Source organism: Capsulimonas corticalis (genome assembly GCF_003574315.2).
Taxonomy (GTDB): domain Bacteria; phylum Armatimonadota; class Armatimonadia; order Armatimonadales; family Capsulimonadaceae; genus Capsulimonas; species Capsulimonas corticalis.
The window spans coordinates 6,748,451-6,766,554 of record NZ_AP025739.1 but is presented as its reverse complement, the minus strand read 5'-3'; the positions used below and the strand labels follow the sequence as shown (position 1 = coordinate 6,766,554).

General features: G+C 61.7%; 17 protein-coding genes. 2 read left to right on the top strand and 15 right to left on the bottom strand.

Annotated features, from left to right (window positions below; genetic code table 11):
- Nucleotides 1-35 precede the first annotated feature (35 nt).
- The 13 genes from D5261_RS29400 to D5261_RS29340 all read right to left on the bottom strand — a co-directional run bounded on the left by D5261_RS29400 (nucleotide 36) and on the right by D5261_RS29340 (nucleotide 14,159).
- The gene (locus D5261_RS29400) at nucleotides 36-428 is read right to left on the bottom strand and encodes an anti-sigma factor family protein (protein WP_119322898.1); all 393 of its coding nucleotides are present in this window, start codon (nucleotides 426-428) and stop codon (nucleotides 36-38) included.
- Between the two features lie 38 nt (nucleotides 429-466).
- Nucleotides 467-1,036 carry an RNA polymerase sigma factor gene (locus tag D5261_RS29395; RefSeq protein WP_165864394.1) on the bottom strand — a complete coding sequence of 190 codons (570 nt, stop codon included), beginning with the start codon at nucleotides 1,034-1,036 and terminating at the stop codon, nucleotides 467-469.
- 147 nt (nucleotides 1,037-1,183) lie between these two features.
- The gene (locus D5261_RS29390; RefSeq protein ID WP_119322900.1) at nucleotides 1,184-2,098 is read right to left on the bottom strand and encodes a DUF1559 family PulG-like putative transporter; all 915 of its coding nucleotides are present in this window, start codon (nucleotides 2,096-2,098) and stop codon (nucleotides 1,184-1,186) included.
- 324 nt (nucleotides 2,099-2,422) lie between these two features.
- On the bottom strand, nucleotides 2,423-3,406 hold the full coding sequence (locus tag D5261_RS29385; RefSeq protein ID WP_165864395.1) for an ankyrin repeat domain-containing protein: 984 nt from the start codon (nucleotides 3,404-3,406) through the stop codon (nucleotides 2,423-2,425).
- A complete protein-coding gene (locus tag D5261_RS29380; protein ID WP_119322902.1) occupies nucleotides 3,372-4,100 on the bottom strand; it encodes a DUF72 domain-containing protein in 729 nt (242 codons plus the stop codon). Before D5261_RS29380 ends, D5261_RS29385 begins: the two co-directional genes overlap by 35 nt.
- Before the next feature lie 290 nt (nucleotides 4,101-4,390).
- Nucleotides 4,391-5,230 carry a heavy metal-binding domain-containing protein gene (locus D5261_RS29375; RefSeq protein ID WP_218025675.1) on the bottom strand — a complete coding sequence of 280 codons (840 nt, stop codon included), beginning with the start codon at nucleotides 5,228-5,230 and terminating at the stop codon, nucleotides 4,391-4,393.
- 47 nt (nucleotides 5,231-5,277) lie between these two features.
- Entirely contained in the window at nucleotides 5,278-7,326 is a 2,049-nt protein-coding gene (locus D5261_RS29370; RefSeq protein WP_119322903.1) for a hypothetical protein, read from the bottom strand.
- Nucleotides 7,327-7,395: 69 nt separating this feature from the next.
- Nucleotides 7,396-7,659, bottom strand: coding sequence for a hypothetical protein (locus D5261_RS29365; protein ID WP_119322904.1), 264 nt, complete (start codon nucleotides 7,657-7,659; stop codon nucleotides 7,396-7,398).
- Between the two features lie 24 nt (nucleotides 7,660-7,683).
- A complete protein-coding gene (gene pgm / locus D5261_RS29360; protein WP_119322905.1) occupies nucleotides 7,684-9,324 on the bottom strand; it encodes a phosphoglucomutase (alpha-D-glucose-1,6-bisphosphate-dependent) in 1,641 nt (546 codons plus the stop codon).
- Nucleotides 9,325-9,481: 157 nt separating this feature from the next.
- Complete coding sequence (locus D5261_RS29355) at nucleotides 9,482-10,111, bottom strand: hypothetical protein (protein WP_125206130.1); 630 nt, start codon at nucleotides 10,109-10,111, stop codon at nucleotides 9,482-9,484.
- A 98-nt stretch (nucleotides 10,112-10,209) separates the two neighbouring features.
- Nucleotides 10,210-11,091: a hypothetical protein gene (locus D5261_RS29350; RefSeq protein WP_119322907.1), complete on the bottom strand. Its 882-nt coding sequence runs from the start codon at nucleotides 11,089-11,091 to the stop codon at nucleotides 10,210-10,212.
- A 75-nt stretch (nucleotides 11,092-11,166) separates the two neighbouring features.
- Nucleotides 11,167-13,710, bottom strand: a complete 2,544-nt coding sequence (locus tag D5261_RS29345) for a M56 family metallopeptidase (protein ID WP_119322908.1) — start codon at nucleotides 13,708-13,710, stop codon at nucleotides 11,167-11,169.
- Nucleotides 13,707-14,159: a BlaI/MecI/CopY family transcriptional regulator gene (locus D5261_RS29340; protein ID WP_119322909.1), complete on the bottom strand. Its 453-nt coding sequence runs from the start codon at nucleotides 14,157-14,159 to the stop codon at nucleotides 13,707-13,709. The genes D5261_RS29345 and D5261_RS29340 overlap by 4 nt, the downstream gene beginning before the upstream one ends.
- A 154-nt stretch (nucleotides 14,160-14,313) precedes the next feature.
- Between D5261_RS29340 and D5261_RS29335 the strand changes: the two genes are divergently transcribed.
- The gene (locus D5261_RS29335) at nucleotides 14,314-14,655 is read left to right on the top strand and encodes a PadR family transcriptional regulator (protein WP_119322910.1); all 342 of its coding nucleotides are present in this window, start codon (nucleotides 14,314-14,316) and stop codon (nucleotides 14,653-14,655) included.
- Complete coding sequence (locus D5261_RS29330; RefSeq protein ID WP_119322911.1) at nucleotides 14,639-15,319, top strand: permease prefix domain 1-containing protein; 681 nt, start codon at nucleotides 14,639-14,641, stop codon at nucleotides 15,317-15,319. Before D5261_RS29335 ends, D5261_RS29330 begins: the two co-directional genes overlap by 17 nt.
- Here the strand turns inward: D5261_RS29330 and D5261_RS29325 are convergent.
- Both D5261_RS29325 and D5261_RS29320 read right to left on the bottom strand, forming a co-directional pair.
- The gene (locus D5261_RS29325; RefSeq protein ID WP_119322912.1) at nucleotides 15,313-15,897 is read right to left on the bottom strand and encodes a hypothetical protein; all 585 of its coding nucleotides are present in this window, start codon (nucleotides 15,895-15,897) and stop codon (nucleotides 15,313-15,315) included. The two genes, D5261_RS29330 and D5261_RS29325, sit on opposite strands and share 7 nt — an antisense overlap.
- A 4-nt stretch (nucleotides 15,898-15,901) precedes the next feature.
- Nucleotides 15,902-18,016: a transglutaminase-like domain-containing protein gene (locus D5261_RS29320; RefSeq protein ID WP_165864396.1), complete on the bottom strand. Its 2,115-nt coding sequence runs from the start codon at nucleotides 18,014-18,016 to the stop codon at nucleotides 15,902-15,904.
- Between the last annotated feature and the right edge of the window lie 88 nt (nucleotides 18,017-18,104).

The following is an 18,104-nucleotide window of genomic DNA, read 5'->3' as shown; positions in this document are numbered from 1 at the left end:
CCTGATGGATTTGAGAATGTTACAGCTGGATTATTTTATCGGCATTTGTCATTGTGAAGATCGGGGCGGCAGCCGCCGGAAGGCTGCGCCTGAGGCGAGACGGTTTGTCCCGCGAATCTCTGGGAAGAGCGAATGATCCCAGTCGTGATATTCAGCATCGTGATGACGATGATCAAAAGGGCCGCCAGTCGCCAGGCCGACGCGGCGCGCGCTGCGGTGAGGGCTTCCTGAGGCGCCGGCAGCGACCAGCGCGGGAGGTCGGCGCCGCGTACGGCGTCGGCGAGAAGCCGGGATGCGCCGACGAGCTTCGCCAGTCGAGTCTGGCAGCTTGGGCATACCGCAAGGTGCGCCTGAGCCGCGATCCTCCGCCAAACGTTCAGTTCGCCGTGTACGAGTAACAAAAGGTCCTGGTCCGTGGTATGAAACATAATGACTTATCTTCGCAAGACGTGATCAAACCGATCTTTTAAAGCGCGTTCGCCATCCCTAAGCCGGCGGCGACAACTCCATGCGCTCGATAGAACTGATACTTGACCGTATTTTGATTGCGCTCCAGTGTCTCGGCAATTTCCGGCAGCGTTAGTCCCGCGTAGTAATAAAGTTCAATCACCTCCCGTTGTGCGTCCGGAAGCTGGCAGAGAACGGAGTTCAGCGCTTCCTTCATGTCCACGGCGGCGTAAGGATCGTCCTGCGTCGTCATGGTTCGCTCGATCTCCGGCGTGATCTGTTCGGCCATCGACTTCATGCGCGATCGATGGTGGTCGCCGATCTTATGGACCGCGATGCCGAACAGCCAGGCTTTGAACCGGGCGCGGTGTGTGTAATCGGGCAGTTTCGTCCAGGCGGCCATCCACGTCTCCTGCAAGATGTCGTCGACGGCCTCCGCGCTTGTCACGCGGCGAGTCAGCAGACCGCGCAGCAGCGGCCGATAGTTGCGAACGAGCGTGTCGAACGCCCGCCGATCTCCGCGCTGCGCCGCCGCGATCAGGTTCTCTTCCTCGCCGCCTTGCGGGCGACGTCCGGTTGGCCGCCACAAGTTCAACGCCGCCTGATCTTTCTTTAAAATGGAAATGCTTGCCGCAGTCTTATACTATCAAGATCGCGTGTTTGAGGGCAAAAGTTGGGATGAAACTCTCCGCGAGGAAAATTTATTGAAAAAGTTTCTCAGGGAAATTTGTGGGCGTTATTCCGTGCTGAACGTTGCGGTGACATCCGGAGCGTCCGTCTCGGTGCCGGCGGCGTTAAAAGGCTGATCCGTGCCGTCGCATCCGGATAAGGCCGGGATATTCCCTTGGCGGCAATTGGACTGCGGGGCGTCGAGGCCGGACGAGACGTTCGCGCCGCGCAGCCACTTCACATGCCCGTCCGCCAGCAGGAAGTTCGAGCCGTAGATATGGCGTCCGAACGAAGGCTGGAACTGGCCGTTGGGCTGAGGCGTCCGTCCCCCCATCATACCGGTGGCGTAGCGATTGTCGACATCCGTCGTCACATCTTTGCGCGCGTAGAGACGGTTGTCCAGACCGCTGCTCGAGGCGGACAGAAACTCTCCGCTCACGCCGCCCCATTCGATACCCTCGCGGCTGTCCCGGACATTCGCCGTCACGCCCGACACTTCAAAGAGCATGACCGTTCGGGACGGCGCGTTGAGCGTGGCCAGGGTGCGGCCCGGAGGAGGGGACCCATTGAAATAGGTCTGCGTTGTCGGCGCCTGATCGTCCGACGGCTCCGCCAGATTGATATTGTAGCCATAGGAAACCACAAAATTCGCCGGCGCGCGCCCGGCAGTCGGATCGTCCGGGCAGCGCAAAAGGTCCGGGCTCTTGAGATACGCGCCGCACTGTCCGGCCCAGCCCTCGCCGCACCAAAATGACGTCCCATTGCTGATGCCGTTGGGAAGGCGCTCGTCCTCGTCCTGCGCGTATTGCAGGATCGCCAGGCCGATCTGGCGCTCATTGGAGGCGCAGCTTGCCTGCCGCGCTTTCTCTCGGGCGCTCGCAAAGACAGGGAACAGCATCGCCGCGAGCAAGCTGATCACGGCGATCACAACCAGCAGTTCAATCAATGTAAACCCGGCGATTCTCGCCGATTTTCGGATCATTGCATTATGCCTCTGTATTGCTGATCGCGTCCCAGCGCGCAAAAGTTGGGCCGACAAAAAAATATTTTCAGAATTTATCACGCGCGTCAGAACTATCCGCCAGACGGGGCGTCTTGTCGTCTTCCGAGCAGGGGCCGGCGTGTTCATTGGCGTGACTGGGAGGCCGCAGGTCTCTCATAATTGCTGCAATGTGAAATTAATTGTACCAAAATTTGACACATTCCCAGTGCGATTGAAATACGGCTTACGCGATTATCAAAGGACGCGTCGATACTCCGCAATCCATCGAGACAGTTGCTCGCCTGTTCGTCTTTGGTTTCCGTGTTAGCGGGACAGCGTATTTTTTAGCAGCGCGGCAGCTTTGGGATAAGCGCCAACGTACGAGAGCGCGGCGCGTCCATAATAGTCTTTATCGTCTGGGCGGGCGCCGTGCTCAAGAAGAAGCCGGATGACGGCGGTGTCGCCGCTGGCGGCGGCCGCGCCGAGGGGAGTCATTTCGCTGGGGGAGGCGGAGTTGGGGCTGGCGCCGTGGGCCAATAAAAGTTCGACCAATTTGGGGTTATGCTTGTCTTCGTAGATGGCGCCGACGAGGGCATAGTAGCCGTTCGTGGCGTCGTGCGCGGTTCCGAGGATATCGGTTTCGTGGGACGGCAAGTCTAACCGAGCGCCGTGGTTTATGAGGAAGCGGACGGTTTGTGTGTCGCCGGCGGTTGCGGCGGAGTCGATGGCGGTTGTGCCGAGCGCCATCTGCGCGTTGACATTGGCTTTGTGCGCGACCAGGAGTTTGACGAGCGCGGCGTATCCTGAGCGCCAATTTGCGGCGCGCATGCGCCATTCGCGCACGGCGACGTTGTGGAGACGCCGCTGGGCGACGTCGGCGCCGCCGTATTCGGCGGGGGCCGGGGGCTCGATCGCGCCCGAGTAGATATTGTTGCGCCCGTTGGCGGCGGCGATCAGCGCGGTCAGGCCGGCGTCGTAGTGCCCGGCGGGGATGGCGTCGTTGACATTCGCGCCGCGCGACAGCAGGAGCGCCGCCGTTGAGGGGCGGTCCATGATCGCCGCCCAGATCAGCGGCGTCACGCCCGACGCCGCGCCGGCGTTGACATCCACGCCGCCGTCCAGCAGCGCTTTGACCTTGACGTCGTCGCCTCGTTTGACGGCGTCGTGCAGCGCCGCGACGGTCGTGGTGAGCGGCGTCAACGCGTGTGACGCGAGGGGCGCGCCGAGCAGGAGAAGCAGCGAAGCGAACGCGCGCGCCGTCCCAAAAAATGGCTTATGTATGCAGGATCGCTTTGAGCGTTTCCGCATTGCGCACCGCGTTGCCGCCGCCGTCGTTGTTGAAATAAGCATAAACATCCAGACCGCCCTCCGCCCATTCGCGGATCCGGTCGGCCCACCAGCGCAGATCTCGATCGGAGTACGACCCGCCGTACAGATATTCCTGATCCGGCCCGTGCAGCCGAACGTAGGCAAACATTGCCGTGGCGCGCAGGATGCACGGCAGATGCGCGCCGCTCATGACGCAGTAAGCCGCGCCATACCGCTCCAGCAGCGCGAACGCCTCATTCGTGTTCCAGCTCGGGTGGCGGAACTCGACGCAGACGCGGAGACCCTTGGGCGTGCGCTCCAGAAAGTACGCCAGACGCGGCAGATCGATCTCCATGTCCGGCGGCAGCTGCACCAAGAGCGGCCCGCGCTTATCGCCCAGTTCGCGCAATCCCTGTTCGATCCGTTCCAGCCAAACCTCGGGAGACTTCAGCCTCGCGGCGTGCGTCAGCCCACGCGGCGCCTTGATCGTCATTACAAAACCCGGCGGGACTTTATCCCGCCACCCCGCGAATGTCGTGTCGCGCGGCCAGTGATAGTAACTGCTGTTGACTTCGACGGTTTGGAAGCGCTCGACATAATACGCCAGACGCTTGCTCGCCGGTGAGCCCTCCGGGTAAAGGACGCCCCGCCAGTGATCGTAACTCCAGCCAGATGTGCCGATGTGGATGGACATGGTTTTTTTCTGGCGATTTCCGCGCGTTGTTAAATTGGCAAACGGGCAGGAGGTTTATGCCGTTTGTCAAATTAATGACGCCATTTGCCTGATCTGGCTGGCGGTTAAAACCGCGCCTGCCAGAGCGCAGAAGTCCCCCTTCGGGGACTACATTATCCTTTACGATACCGCCTAACATGGGCGAGTTATAAGGCAGTATCGGTTAGAACCATGTAACCCACGTAGGTGGGTTTCTGCGCTCTGGCAGGCGCGGTTTTAACCGCCAGCACTATATAGCGGCGCGTCATCTCCTAACTAATCAGCGGCAGTACGATCGTCGGGGGCTCGATCACGTGGTCGCTGCTGGTTTCCTCGACGGCGGTGCCGATGGCGAAGAATTCGATCACGTGGGCGCCCCAGGCGTGGGTGCGTTCGTGGATGTTGGCGCCGACGATGCCTTTGGCGCCCAGCTCTTCCGCTTCCTTTTGCATGCGCTCCATCGCCAGCTCGCGGCTGTCGTACATCGCCTGGGTGTACTGAGTCAGCTCGGCGTTCTGGGTGAAGTTACGCATAAAGGAGCCGAAGGACTGGATGGCGACGTGGTAGACGCAGTTGCCCATGACCAGGCCCAGCGGGCGGTAGCCGGAGCGGAGCAGGACGTAGAAGTCCTGGCCGGAAAGGTCGGAGGTGAATGGGCGGCCGCGCTTGTTTTTGAAGCGGTTCTTATCGCCCCGGTGTACGACGGCGGTGCCGATGGCGACGAATTCGGCGATGTGGTTGCCCCACTCCTTGTGGTTGACTTCCAGGCGGACGCCGACCACGCCGTCCGCGCCAAGCTGGTGCGCTTCTTCCTCCATGCGGTCCATCGCCAGCTCGCGGGCGTGGTACATGGCCTGGGTGAGCACCGTCATCTCTTGATTTTTCGACCAGGCCGACTGCTGATACCCGACGTGGTAGATCGAGCTGCCGACGACCAGGCCAACGGGATCGAAGCCGGCTTCCTTGACCAGCAGGAACTCGCTCGTCGAGAGGTCGCTCGTGAAGAGCGTGCGCGATTCGCTGCTGCCGCGCATCTCGACGAGGCGCTCCGTTGCGTGCTGCGGGATCGCGGTGATCTTCGGGTCGTTCGTGTTTTGTGGATCGAGTACCATATTTTCCTCAGAGTTCCGGCGTCATTTGAGTTCTCAAACGGGCTTCGTTATTCGACAACGGCGTCCTTGGGCGTCGCCATCGCGATCGGCGTCAGCCGCCCATCGCGCAGGGAAAGAACGTTCAGGGTGGGGGTGACGTGGCGCGGCGCGTTGGGCCGCGCCCGGATCGCGGTGCCCAGGATGCTGACGACGATGTTGTGGTGCTCGCGTTCGTACGCCGGGTCTTCGCCCGGGCCGCTCAGACGGATCTCGTCGAGCCGCCGTTCGATTTTGACGCCCGCGACGCCGTTGGAGCCGTATGCCGACGCCTGCTTGTTCAGATGCGCCATCGCGCGAGTCCGCGCTTTGCTGAGGCCCGCGCTCCAGTGCGTCATCTCGACATTGTTCCAGGAACGGTGCGTCCACTCGTCCTGCTGCGTCGTGAGCAGGAACCAGGTGCAGTGGCCCCAGACGAACGCGACGGGATCGTATCCCGCGCGGCGCAGCGCATACCACTCCTGGCCCGACAGGTCGCACATCCACGGCTGCTCGGGCGGACGGCCCGGCCCCTCGACCGCCGTTCCCATCACCTGGACTTCAATGGTCTTGTCCGCCCATTCATGGCGGACCAGCGAGAATCGCACGCCGACCACGCCGTGGCCGTTGATCATCTTCAGCTCATGCCCCATGCGTCCGACGGCGAGGCGGCAGGCTTCGTTGTACGCCTCGGAAAGCACGGTGACTTCGCAGTCGCCCTGGCTGGACGCGTACGCCTGCCCAACGTGATACACGGCGCTGCCGGTGACGATGCCGCGCGGATGGAAGCCCTCGCGGCGCAGCAGTCCCGCTTCTTCGGGCGCAAGGTTGCTGGTGAACAGGATCTCGGACGCCTCGTTGGTTCCGATCTCCTTCAAGCGTTCGATGGCCTGCATCGGCAGGCCGCCGGACGCCAGCGCCTGCAAGTCGCTCGACTGGCGCCGAAGCTCGGCGTCATGGTTGCTCTTGACCAGCGCCGCGACTCGCTCGCGCTCCAGCTGCTGGGCGGCGCGCGCGGCGTCGTCCTCGGGCGATCGGTTCCACGGCAAATGGAGCCGGCTCAGCAGGCTGCCGCCGCCCGAACCGGGAGCCGGGGCGGGTTTGGGCAGCGGAATCTGAAAAGTCATTTCTTGAGGCTGATGGAAGGCGCTCGTGAAGTTGATCTTTACCGGGAGGTTTTGAGCGTGCGCGGGCGCATACTCCAAATCGAGCGTCGTGGTGCGTGGAAGGAAGCCGAATGGGGCAGAGGCTCCGGGCCAGATCCGGCGCGTGGTCACATCGATGATCGACGAGATTGCCGGCTCGCTCGATGGGCTGCTTTCACTGACCGTCGCCGATGCGCCGACGCCCACGTACGCCTTATCAAGCTCGGCGAGAATATCGGTATGGCTGTGTCTCAGATGCGCGTGGTGATGGGCCGTGACGAGCGGGGAGCCTTGCCCCGTCGCCGCATCCTCCATCTGTCTCAGAAAAACGTGATCGACGCCTTCGCCCGCGCCGACGAAGTGCAATCGAAACGCATAGGGCGACTCCGGTTTCACCTGCGGCAAAAGCTCCTGCGTGACCAACTGCATCACATCGGCTTTGTCCGCGAACTCGCCATCGGTGATGACGATAATATAAAGGCCCGCGCGGGACTTATACTTCTGGATCGTATGCCGAAGCGCCGACGTGACATACGTCCCGCCGCGCGGCCCGTTGCGCAGGATCGCGCCGCGCAGATCGGCGCTATTCTGGATATGTCCCGCGTCCGAGATTTGATCGTCGTAAAAGATCAAATCGTATCCGGACCCCGCCATTAGCACGTGTGTGAGAATGGCCTGAGCGACATCATAGACATGCCCCTCCGCGAACGCCTCGCTCATCGACCCGCTCCGGTCCAGCAGCACGGCGAGCGTCATCTCGGGATTGGTGATGCTCGATGCATCGCGACGGAACTGCAATCGCAGCTGGGCGGCGGGGACGCCGCGCATGCTGGGAACGATCTGATACCGAACTCCCGAAAGCAGATCCGATCGCGGGTTCGAGAGTCCATGGCTGAAGGTCTGATACGGTCCGTTGCCCAGTCCTAGGAACTGCATGTCATCGGCCCTCTCCATCCGCGCGCCTGGCCGAAGCGTCTCGACGGGCGGCGTATTTCCTCATTGTCACTACTTGCAGCGCGGTTCAGCGGAGATTGGTTCCGGGAAGAACGGGGCCGTGTGCGGAATATGGTTCGCGTCCATCCACTGGCCGACATACTGCGGCGGACAATTGCTCGCCGCCGGCGTCGCCGTGATCGCCGGCGCGGCAAGATGGATGGGGGCGGGCTTGGCCGGCGGCGCCACAGGCGCGGGCGCCTGGGCAGCCGTCGCGGCGGCTGCGAGGACGGCGGGGAGGAAGCGAGAAAGGCGATGAATCAATGTGATGGTCATGGTTTGCTTTCTGGCGATGGGGCGTTACTTCAGCGCCGCCGTCACGATCTCCTGCGCTTCGGTCTGAATCGCCTTCAAGTGCTCCGCGCCCTGGAAGCTCTCCGCGTAGATCTTGTAGATCGGCTCCGTGCCGGACGGCCGGGCGGCGAACCAGCCGGTGTCGGTAACGACTTTGAGGCCGCCGATGGGCGCGTCGTTGCCGGGGGCGCGGGTGAGCTTGGCGGTGATCTTGTCGCCGGCGAGGGTGTCGGCGGTCACTTTGTCCGGGGTGAGGTTCGCCAGGATCTTGCCCTGCTCAACCGTCGCGGGGGCGTCGATGCGTTCGTAGACGGGGCTGCCGAATTTGGCTTCCAGATCTTGATAGTGCTGGCCGGGATCGCGGCCGGTCTTGGCGGTGATCTCGGCGGCGAGCAGATCCAGAATGATCCCGTCCTTGTCCGTGGTCCAGACCGAGCCGTCGGTGCGCAGGAAGGATGCGCCCGCGCTTTCCTCGCCGCCGAAGCCATAGCTGCCGTCGACAAGGCCGTCGACGAACCACTTGAAGCCGACCGGGACTTCGGCGAGCCTGCGGCCAAGATCGGCGGCGACGCGGTCGATCATGGAGCTGGAGACCAGCGTCTTGCCCACGGCGGCGTCCGCGCGCCAGTTCGGGCGGTTCTGGAAGAGATAAGAGATGGCGACCGCCAGATAGTGGTTCGGATTCAGCAGACCGACGCTTGGGGCGACGACGCCATGCCGGTCGGTGTCCGGGTCATTGCCGAAGGCGATGTCGAAGCGGTCCTTCAGACCGATCAGGCTCGCCATCGCGTACGGCGACGAGCAGTCCATGCGGATCTTGCCGTCTTTGTCCACCGTCATGAACGAAAACGTCGGATCGACATTGGGATTGACGATCTCGATGTTCAGGCCGTACTTCGCGATGATCGGCTTCCAGTAGCCGACGCCCGCGCCGCCCATCGGATCGACGCCGATCTTCAGGCCCGAGTTCTTAATCGCCTCCATATCAATCACATTCGCCAGATCGTCCACATAGGGCGTGATGTAATCGTACTGATGCACGGTGTCCAGCGCGAGCGCCTTGTCCAATGTCAGACGCTTGACGGACTTCAAGCCTTCACGCAGCAGCTCATTCGCGCGGTCCTGCACGATCTTCGTCGTCCCCGTATCCGCCGGGCCGCCCGACGGGGGGTTGTACTTGAAGCCGCCGTCGCCGGGCGGGTTGTGCGATGGGGTAATCACCACGCCGTCCGCCAGTCCCTCCGTACGGCCCTTATTATAGGTGAGAATCGCGTGCGAGATGACCGGGGTAGGGGTATATCCGCGATCCGCCTGCACAAAGACGTCCACGCCATTCGCCGCCAGCACTTCAATCGCCGTCGAAAGCGCCGGCTCGGACAGCGCATGCGTGTCCATGCCCAGATACAGCGGCCCCGTCATATTCTGCGACTGGCGATACTCGGCGATCGCCTGCGAGATCGCCAGGATATGATCCTCATTGAATGTGCAGGCGAACGACGACCCGCGATGTCCTGAGGTGCCGAACGCGACGGCGTGCGCGGGATTGTTGGGATCGGGCTTCTGCGTGTAGTACGCGGAGATCAAACGGGGGATATTGACAAGCAGCTCCCGCGGCGCGGGCTTTCCGGCGAGTTCGGAGACGGCCATGATTCTCTAATCTCTCTTTACAATGCGAAGATGGGTCTGGAATTACGCGAGACAGGTGGGCGGCGCTTGCTACGCCGCCCACCGCCCTGCCGCTATTGTACCCGGCATGAATGCGGGGTGAAGCAAAGAGAAACGGCGATCTTGGGAACCACCCTGGCTATGGCGCCAGGGACACTCGTACTTCTTTTCCTTTGTGCAAGCTCCAATTTTTGAGTGTGACCACCAGGTCCTTCGGCGTTGTTCCCGATTCGACGGCGAAAAGGAGGGTGATCTTTTCACCGGATCCGGGCAGCAATGGCTTTGTCACCCAGGCGCCGCGTGAGACCATATCGTAGGCGATGGGCGGATAGGAGTTGCTGTGGTCGTCGGTCAGGGCGGTTTTAGGATCGTCGCTGTATCCGTCAAGCTGCTCCGTTGTCTTCGGCTGGCCGTTCTTAACATAGCAATCGACCGCGATCAACGTAATGCCTTCTTTGGGAGTAAACGTATGCGAGGCGTCGTCGTATTCCGCGTCGCTATGCCATTTCGCATAGTCCTGCTCGCTTGCTGGGACTTTCAAGGTGTAGGAATTGACCTGCTGGAAACCTGTCACTTGAAAGCGCCACTGTCCGGTAAACAGCATATCGCCAACTTTGCCCGACGTTCCCTGGACCTGATTGGCGCCGCCCGTCGGTTTTGGAGGCTTTGCGGGTTTCGCTTTGGCGTGGGCGGCCATGCATGGCGGAAGCATCCAGGCGGACGAACAAATTCCTGCGGACAACAAGAGGGCAACATAGATTCGTTTCACATCGAGACCTTTCTGGAGATCGGAGACTTCATGAACTCGCGCTGCTGTTAGCCGCCGCGCGCGGATAATCCTGCGCTGGGTGACCTGACGCCTCGCCGTTACGGCAGCGCGTAGACCTTGACCGTCAGGGTATCGGTCGGGGAATTGTCGCCGTAGCCGCCGGCGACATCGTAGAACATAAACGAAATCGGCTTTCCGGTCCCGGTAAAGAGCATGTCGTAGACGTGGTCCTGGCGCCATGGCCCCCACCAGTGGGCGTGGGGCGATTTTGCGAGATCGGATTCGTCCACGCCCAGGCCGTAGTCCGTGTTGCCGTCGCCGACATCCACCTGGCCCGCGCCGCTCGCGTCGTAATCCATATACTCGGCGTCGCCCTGACCGAGCCCGCCGCCTCCGACACGGCCCTGTCCGATCGCTTGCAGCAAGTAGACGGCGGATTTGCGGGTCGCCATAACGGTTGGGACGATCTTCTGGAGCAGCGGGACTTGCAATGTCTCCAGCGGCGCTGGGAGCGCCGAGAGACGGTAGAGGGAAACGGTCATCGCGTCGCCATCTGGGGAGGCGCCGGCGAGTAACCGAGCGGGAGGCGTACGCTTCAGGGAGAGTGGGCCGCCGCTGCCGTTGACGATCATATAATACGTGTGGCTTTTGCGATCGCTTGCAGTCCAGATCATGCGCGTCGCGCCGGCTCCCAGCGCCGGTCGAAGCGTCTTCGGTTCGATATCGATCCCCGGGCCGTCGCCGCCGGACACTGCGTCGCCATTGGCTTTCAGCAGGTAAAGCTCGCCTTGATCGAGACGGTTGTGGAATGTCGAGCCCTCGCCGGGAGCGACTTGGATTGACTCCAATGGCGAGGGGAAGGGATCGTTTTGCGTGGCCCGCGTGGGCGAACCGGCAAATAGGACGGCGACTGCGCCGAGGGCGGCGATCCGCGCTGCGCTGGACGTGAAGCGGGCGGATAGGTGCGGTTTGATCTGCATAGCCCTATGTTACACAGACCAAGCCGTTCGACCTTCCGAATCCTTTGGGCCGCATTCTCTCATCCGCAAGCCGCATTATCCTTCAAAGAACCCTCGCACAATCTCCGTCTCGTGTGTCGTCCTCCGGAACGGCTTGCCGTGACCGGCAAATTGATATGTGGAGGCGGACTTTGTGATCCGACCACTGGCCCAAAGAACAATCATGGTGTCCCGAGTCCCTACCGAGGTTGCAATCGGCAGGTCATGCCGGCTTGCAAAGGCGTCGCGCAGCCGTTTGTCGATCGCCTCGGGTGAGCGCTGCAAATGCGTGAACGTGAGCTGCGCCGGATAGCACAAGGCAAACGCCGGCAATTCGCCGTTTGGCGCAGTGCGCGGATCTCCGTCCCAGGGACGGCCCGCGCGGGGATCGGTTTGCCACAGGGGAAAAGGCAGGCTGTTGAGTGACTGGATCACCGGAATGGCGGCGGCGAGGTTCGAGGGCTGCGCCTGCTCCATGTGTGTCAGCAAGCCGCGGTTTTTGCCGGCCCAATCCTGGAGGTGGTAGCGCAACTGTAAGGCTTGCGTCACGCGTAATTGCTCGATACTTTGGGCTTGCTGAGCCTCGCGGGCCGTGAGATCGGTGTTCGTCGGCTTGGGCGACGGATATTGCGTCAGCGTCGCGAGATCGACCGGCTTTTCGGTGGCCGAGAGCAGCTGGTAGTCACAGGAACTGGTCTGCGTCCGGTGGGTCTTGGTCCAATCGTGGGCGGCTTCCAGGCTTGAGAAGGAAGCAGGCACCGGCTTCGTGGATGTACTGTATTTGTTCAAGCGCATGCTCGAAGCGATCCACAGACCCTGGAACCGCTGGTGGGTCAGAAAATCAAACCGCTGCTCCAGAGTGTCAATATCGCGCACCTTCCAAACGCCGCCATCACGAATCACATGGACCTGCCCGGGCCAATACAGCGCTTCACCGTTGGTGATTACGGCGTCTTCCAACGGGCATTGCGCGTCCCAAGTTTGCAAAGCGCCCGATGTCGCCGAGAGCGTTGCTTGTTTCATCAATGGAACATAGGGCAATCCCACGGCCGGCAAGGGGCAGGCGGACATGGACGCGAAACTCAGGCCCGGTTCGACGCGCCCCGCATGGCCGTTCCAGAAATGCTGCGTTCCCTTGCCGTTGTAGACAAGGCTGAACGTGTCCGCGCCTTCCGTGCTTTGCCAGAGGAGGCGGCCATTGTGCGCGGAGACGGTCAGGACCAAATGACGCACCTTTGGGCGCCGGCTTTGATAGTACGAGAAGGGGCCGTAGAACTCGTCCGGGATCGGCTGCCAGTGCGGGTCTTGTTTGAGACACTTCTGGTAAGACTTTTGGAGCTGCTGGTACTCGCTCATCTGCTGCTCGCGCGTCTTTAGATCCGTAATCGTCACGGCGTAGCGCAGCGTGAACCCATCGTGCAACTGAAGCTGCGCGGCGTCCGGTACGGTGGCCATGGCGGGAGTCTTCGCCGCCAGTCTCAGTGCGGCGAGCGGGCCGGCCAGGACCGCCGCGATGGTTGCGGCGACGATCGCCCGGCGTACGGTCATTGGGCGGCGCGCGAGACCCGTCGCCAGCACCGCCCGCAATCGTCCCTCGACACCAGGCGTCTGCGCCATCGCCACCGCGCCCAGAGCGATCCCGCCTTGCTTGCGCGCGGCCAGCGCGACTTCCAATAGCTGACGGGCGTATTCGGCGGCGGGCATTCCGGCCAGGACCACCAGATCGTCGCACGCCGTCTCGCTTTCCTCACGCATTTTGCGCGCGGCCAGCCACGCCAGTGGGTTCCACCAGTAAACGGCGCAGACAATGCGAGACATCACCAGCATCGCCCAGTCCCAGCGGCGGATATGCGCCATCTCGTGCAGCAGCGCCGCCTTGACGCGTTCTCGCGGCCATTGCGTCGCCTTGGCCGGCAGCAGGATGATGGGGCAGAGCGCTCCCCAGGTAATGGGAACCCGGATTGGCTCACTTGCGCTCGCCAGAAGCACGTCCACATGGCGGCGCGTGGGCATCGCTTTCTTGGCGTCTTCAGCGGCGCGCGCCATCGATCCGTTTGAGACAAGACGCGCGCCGCGTTCCGCACGACGCACCGCCGCCATGCCCCGCATCAACCGAGAGAGGACCAAGAGGGCGCCAGTGATCCAGGCCGCAATGATGAGATAAGGCCAGAGAATCGTTTGCTGCGGCCTCGCTGGAGTCGCTGTGGAAGTATGAGCCAAAGATAGGGACGGCGCCGCGTCAATCGTCGCTGGCGACGAAGCGGTTTTGATCGATACTTGCGGCGACTGAGGCGACGGCGCCGCGGCTGGCGCGATGACTGTGGGCGGCATGGTGATCTGAGGCTGATCTTGGGGGGCGGCGTTCACCGCCGTGCGGATCGCGGCGGGAGCTGCGGGAACGGTGGCGCTCCAATGCGGCAGCATCACGGACAGCAGCGGAAGAACAAGAGCGCTCGTCAGCCCCAGCGCCCAGATGAGATGCCGCACGGACGCCGACGCCCGGCGCGCGGCAAACGCGGCCAGCGTCGCCGTCGCGAGCAGCGCCGTCGCCTTCAGGATGACGCCAATCGATAACAATGCAATCGTATTGAGAGATGTCATGACTGTTCCTCCCCGTCGTGGCCGTCAGTGCGATCGTGGCTCGATGGAGTCGCGCGATTCTTCGTCTCGCCGCCTGCGGCTTCATCGATCAGCGCGGAGAGCCGCACGGCCTGCTCGTCCGTCAGCTCCAGATCGGCCTCGGAAAGCAGTGTCGCCACCGCCGTCTCGACATTGCCGCCAAAGAACGTCTGCAAGACCTGCTTGATCGCCGACCGCGCCGCGTTCTGGCGCGGCTGTGTGGGCAGATAGACATACTTTTGTTTATCCTGGATATGGCGAAGATGCCCTTTCTCCTCCAGGATCGCGAGCAGCTTCCGGATCGACGAATAGCTGGGCGGATCGTCCATCTGCTCCAGCACCTGATTCGCCGACGCCTGGCCGAGCGCGTAAACCGCGTCCATAATCTGCCGCTCGCGGCGGCTGAGGCGATGCGCCAATGGGTTAGTCATAAGAGCGACTCCTTGTGCGAATATTTTCGCATGTTTAGGCCCCTTTGTCAAGTGGTTGTGCGAAATAATTCGCACCTGTTGAGAAATTTCTTCGTTCTGTTGACATGCCTCTAAATTCTATGTATACTCAATACATAGAATTTGGAGGCACATTATGAGGCGTGAATTGCCAAGCGGGGACTTGCCGGCGCTGGTCCTCGCCGTACTCAGCAAAGGCCCATCCTACGGATACGCCATCGCCCGAGAGGTCGAGGCGCTCAGCGATCAGGCGCTGCACATGCGGGAAGGTTCTCTCTACCCCGCCTTGCGCGTGCTGGAGCAGGACGGCTTGATCATCGGCCAGTGGGCTCCGCAAACCAAGGGCGCGGACCGCAAGGTCTACACTCTCACGGAGGCGGGCCGCAAGGAGATGGTTCGCCGCACGCAAGAACTGCGCGACTACGCCACGGTCATACATACCGTTTTGGGAAGGATCGGCGATGCACAGACTGCTTGATGGTTATCTGAACGAAGTCGCCTCGTATCTTGGCGGTATGCCGGAATCTCGGCGTACAGACGAACTCCGGGAAATGTGTACACACCTTGAGGACGCGGTCGCCGTGAGCGTCGAGCATGGAGCCTCCGAAGAGGAAGCCGTGCGGACCGCCGTTAGCCAGTTCGGCGCGGCGACCGCTGTCGCCGGTGAAGCGCTATCCGCCTGGAAACGTGAGCGGAAGCAAGCCCGAATCAGTTATTGGGGCGCCGCCGCGCTCTCGCTGGCTTGTCACTATTCGTTTGCGTTCCTTATGAGCTTAATGATAAAGCCCTACTATCATATTCCGCTTGCGCCATCAGATTTATCAAAATTATTTTTGTTCGTCAATGTGGGGAATATTGTCTTCCCATTGCTCGCTGGAGGGATTGCCGGCTCAATATTTCCCGCTCGCGCGGTCGCGGGAGCTCGATTGGGAGTCATTTTAACGATTTTGCGCTGGGGTGTGTTCACGCTGCCAGGCGTCGTGCATCAGTTTGCAAAGATGGACTCATCGTCCCTGACACTGTTTATTGTTCAGAGTTTCTTCTTCTTGCTTTTGGAGGGCGCCATCCTGCTTTTCGCGGCGTGGATGGCGAGCCGCCTGCGGTTATCAATATCGGGCCGCAGCCGTCTGGCGCGTCATTGAGACGATTTTATTGGCAACTGATCTTGACGAATTTCGCGGATCTCATAGCGGCAGCAGTTGCTGGCCCGCATTTGGTAGAGCGTCTCGTATTCGGTTAAAATCCGGGCGTTGGAAAACGTGACCGGCACTGTTCGCAGGAGAGTCTTGATTTGCTGCAAATCGTAATATTGCGGAATCCGCCACTCTACGCCGTAGGCCAGCTCTGGAATGATGTTGTATAGGCGAAGCTGATTGAGATATCGCGCCGTTTGTTCGATGTCGCGAACGTGGGTGACTGTGAGATCGCCAATATGACATTGGAAACCCAGTTCGTAGCCCTTGAGGATCCATTCGACGTCATATCCGCCAAACCAAAGAACCTCACCGTTTTCTCTCTTTACCAAGAATGGCGCGCCGACCGGATTTTCATCGGATTCATAGCTTTCGAGGTGATGGCGGCTTCCGCAAAAGAAAACCCAGCCGTAACTTTTTTCGATGGTCGCAGGCTCATTCAGGATCCATTCCTCGTCTGATTGCAACATCGATATCGAGATATAATGACTTGCGATCGCGGTCGCTTCATTCTTGTCAATCATCATGTGCCTATTTTAGCGCGACCACAAGTTTCTGGCGGTCGTCTGTGAGTTTCATGAGCTGGCCGGTGGCGTCGTCGATCCACAGGGTGGAGCCGATGGGGGCGATGGTGTAGACGTGGCAAGGGATTGTCTTGCCGTCGGGAGCGGAGAAGATGTCGGCGCGGAGTGGGGTGAAGGTGATGGGGAGTGATTGCAGGGCTTCGGTGGCGAAGAAGGGGATGGTGGTCGGTTTGTCGGCGGCGAGCGTGATGGAGCGGGTGGCCAGGGACCAGGTGGTGAGGACGTTGCCCAGGAATAGGAAGGACGGGGCGGAGAGCGCGACGGTCTTGGGCGTCGCGAGCGTTCCGATCGTGACGGTGCCGGTTGCTTGATCCTTTTTGAAGGAGAGTTTGGTTTCCTGGGAAATGCCGCCGCCGGAAGTGGCGCTGTCGATGGACACGGGGTCGCCAGTGTCGGCGGCGTCGAAGGAGCCGCTTTGCGTGAGCGTGATCGTCTGCCCGGCGCTGGGGACTTTCAAGTCGAGCCGGAAGGTCCAGTGCTGCGCGCCGTTCTGGAGGGATTCCAGGGCGGCGGTTTGGGCGCCTACATTTTTCCCATCGATGAGAAAATCGTAGCTCTCGTGATAGCCGGCGGTGAGACCATTGGCGCGGCGGGGGAGCGCGGGGGCGGCGCTCGCGGTCGTTGCGGTCTTGGGCGCGTAGTCCAGGACTTTGACCGTCATGGAATCCATGCTGCCCAGCCGCCAGAGGGTAAGGTGGTCGGGATCGAATGTCCCGATCTCGCCGGTGGTGGAATCTATGGGGATCCAGCCGTCGCGCGGCCCCATCCAGACTTCCGTCCAGTAGTGCTGGGCGTAGGACCCGCCGGCGAGAGGGGTGTAGAGCGCGCCGCCCTGGATGCGCGCGGGGATGCCGGCGGCGCGGCAGAGCGCAATGGAGAGCCACGAGTGCGGACCGCAGTCGCCCGTGCGGCTTGCGAGGCATGCCCGCGCGCCGGACCCTGTGATCTGGTAACGGATATTGTCGTGGACCCAGCGCCCAATCGCGGACGCCGCGTCCCAGGTCGTCTTTGCGGGCGCCGTGATGGTCTTCGCCAGCGTTTTGATCTGGGCGTCGTCCGACTCCGTGAATGCGTCGGCCTTCAGCCACTGAGATTGGCCGGCGGTGATATTGGGGGCGCAGGGATAGGCGAGCGCGTGGGCGCCGGCGTAGCGGCCTGGACGGATGGTGAACACGCCGTCGATCTGATCGTTTTGGACGGTTCCCTGAAACGTCTGGCGCGGCGCATGCTGGAGCGAAGCCAGTGTGATATGGTCCAGCTTGATCTTCGCCGAGACCTTGAGCTTGAGAACCGTCAGCGCGTCCGGATTGGGGAGGGGAGTTTCCAGTACGGCGAACATATGCGAGGTGTAGTCGAGACTGCCGAAGTTCTTCAGGGCCTCCCGCCCGGCGAGCCGCATCACGACTTTCTGATTGGGAAATCGAATTTCGACGAGCGTACGCGCCGCGCGGCGATAGCGCAGCACGATCGGCTGCGGCCCCGCGACAGTTTCAATGGTCGACGCCCAAACTTCATCGTCGCCAGGCTTCCCCGCCGCGCGCGTCAATACGAACTGCTCGGACTTTCCCAGCGTGGGATCGACGACGTGGGCGACGTATCGGCGCATTCCGCTCGTGGTTTTCCCCAGAAGCGCATCCCAGGAGTCGGTTCCGGCGACAAGCATCACGCCTGGCGTCAGCGCGATCTCTCGTTTTGTCCGTACTCCCGAGCTTTCCTGGCTCCAGTACGCGGTCTGTTTGCCGAACCGCAATCGATTGACGGTGACCGCGTCGCCGCGCGTGGTGGTTTCCGTGTATGAGAGGGGCGCGGCGCCGTTCGGGCCGCATTCGGTGACGGATTGCGTGGAGATGTCCAGCGGGGAGCCGAGCGCGCTGAGCTTGATCAGCGCGTCGTCGGTCGCCTTTGCGCCGGCCGGAGAGTGAACGAAAAGAAAATGGTCGTAGCCGACCGCCTTGCCGTCGATGGAGACCGAATAGCAGCGATCAATATCGGCGGCGAAGGCGCGGCTACCTGAGCAGAGTGCAAAAGCCGCCGCGAGCGCGGCGTAAAATCGTCGGGTCATTGTCGGAATCTCCAGCGCCATGACGGCGGATTGGCATAAGAACGACAAGTATGACCCGAACGGTTCGAAAAAGTTGCGGAAACTGCGA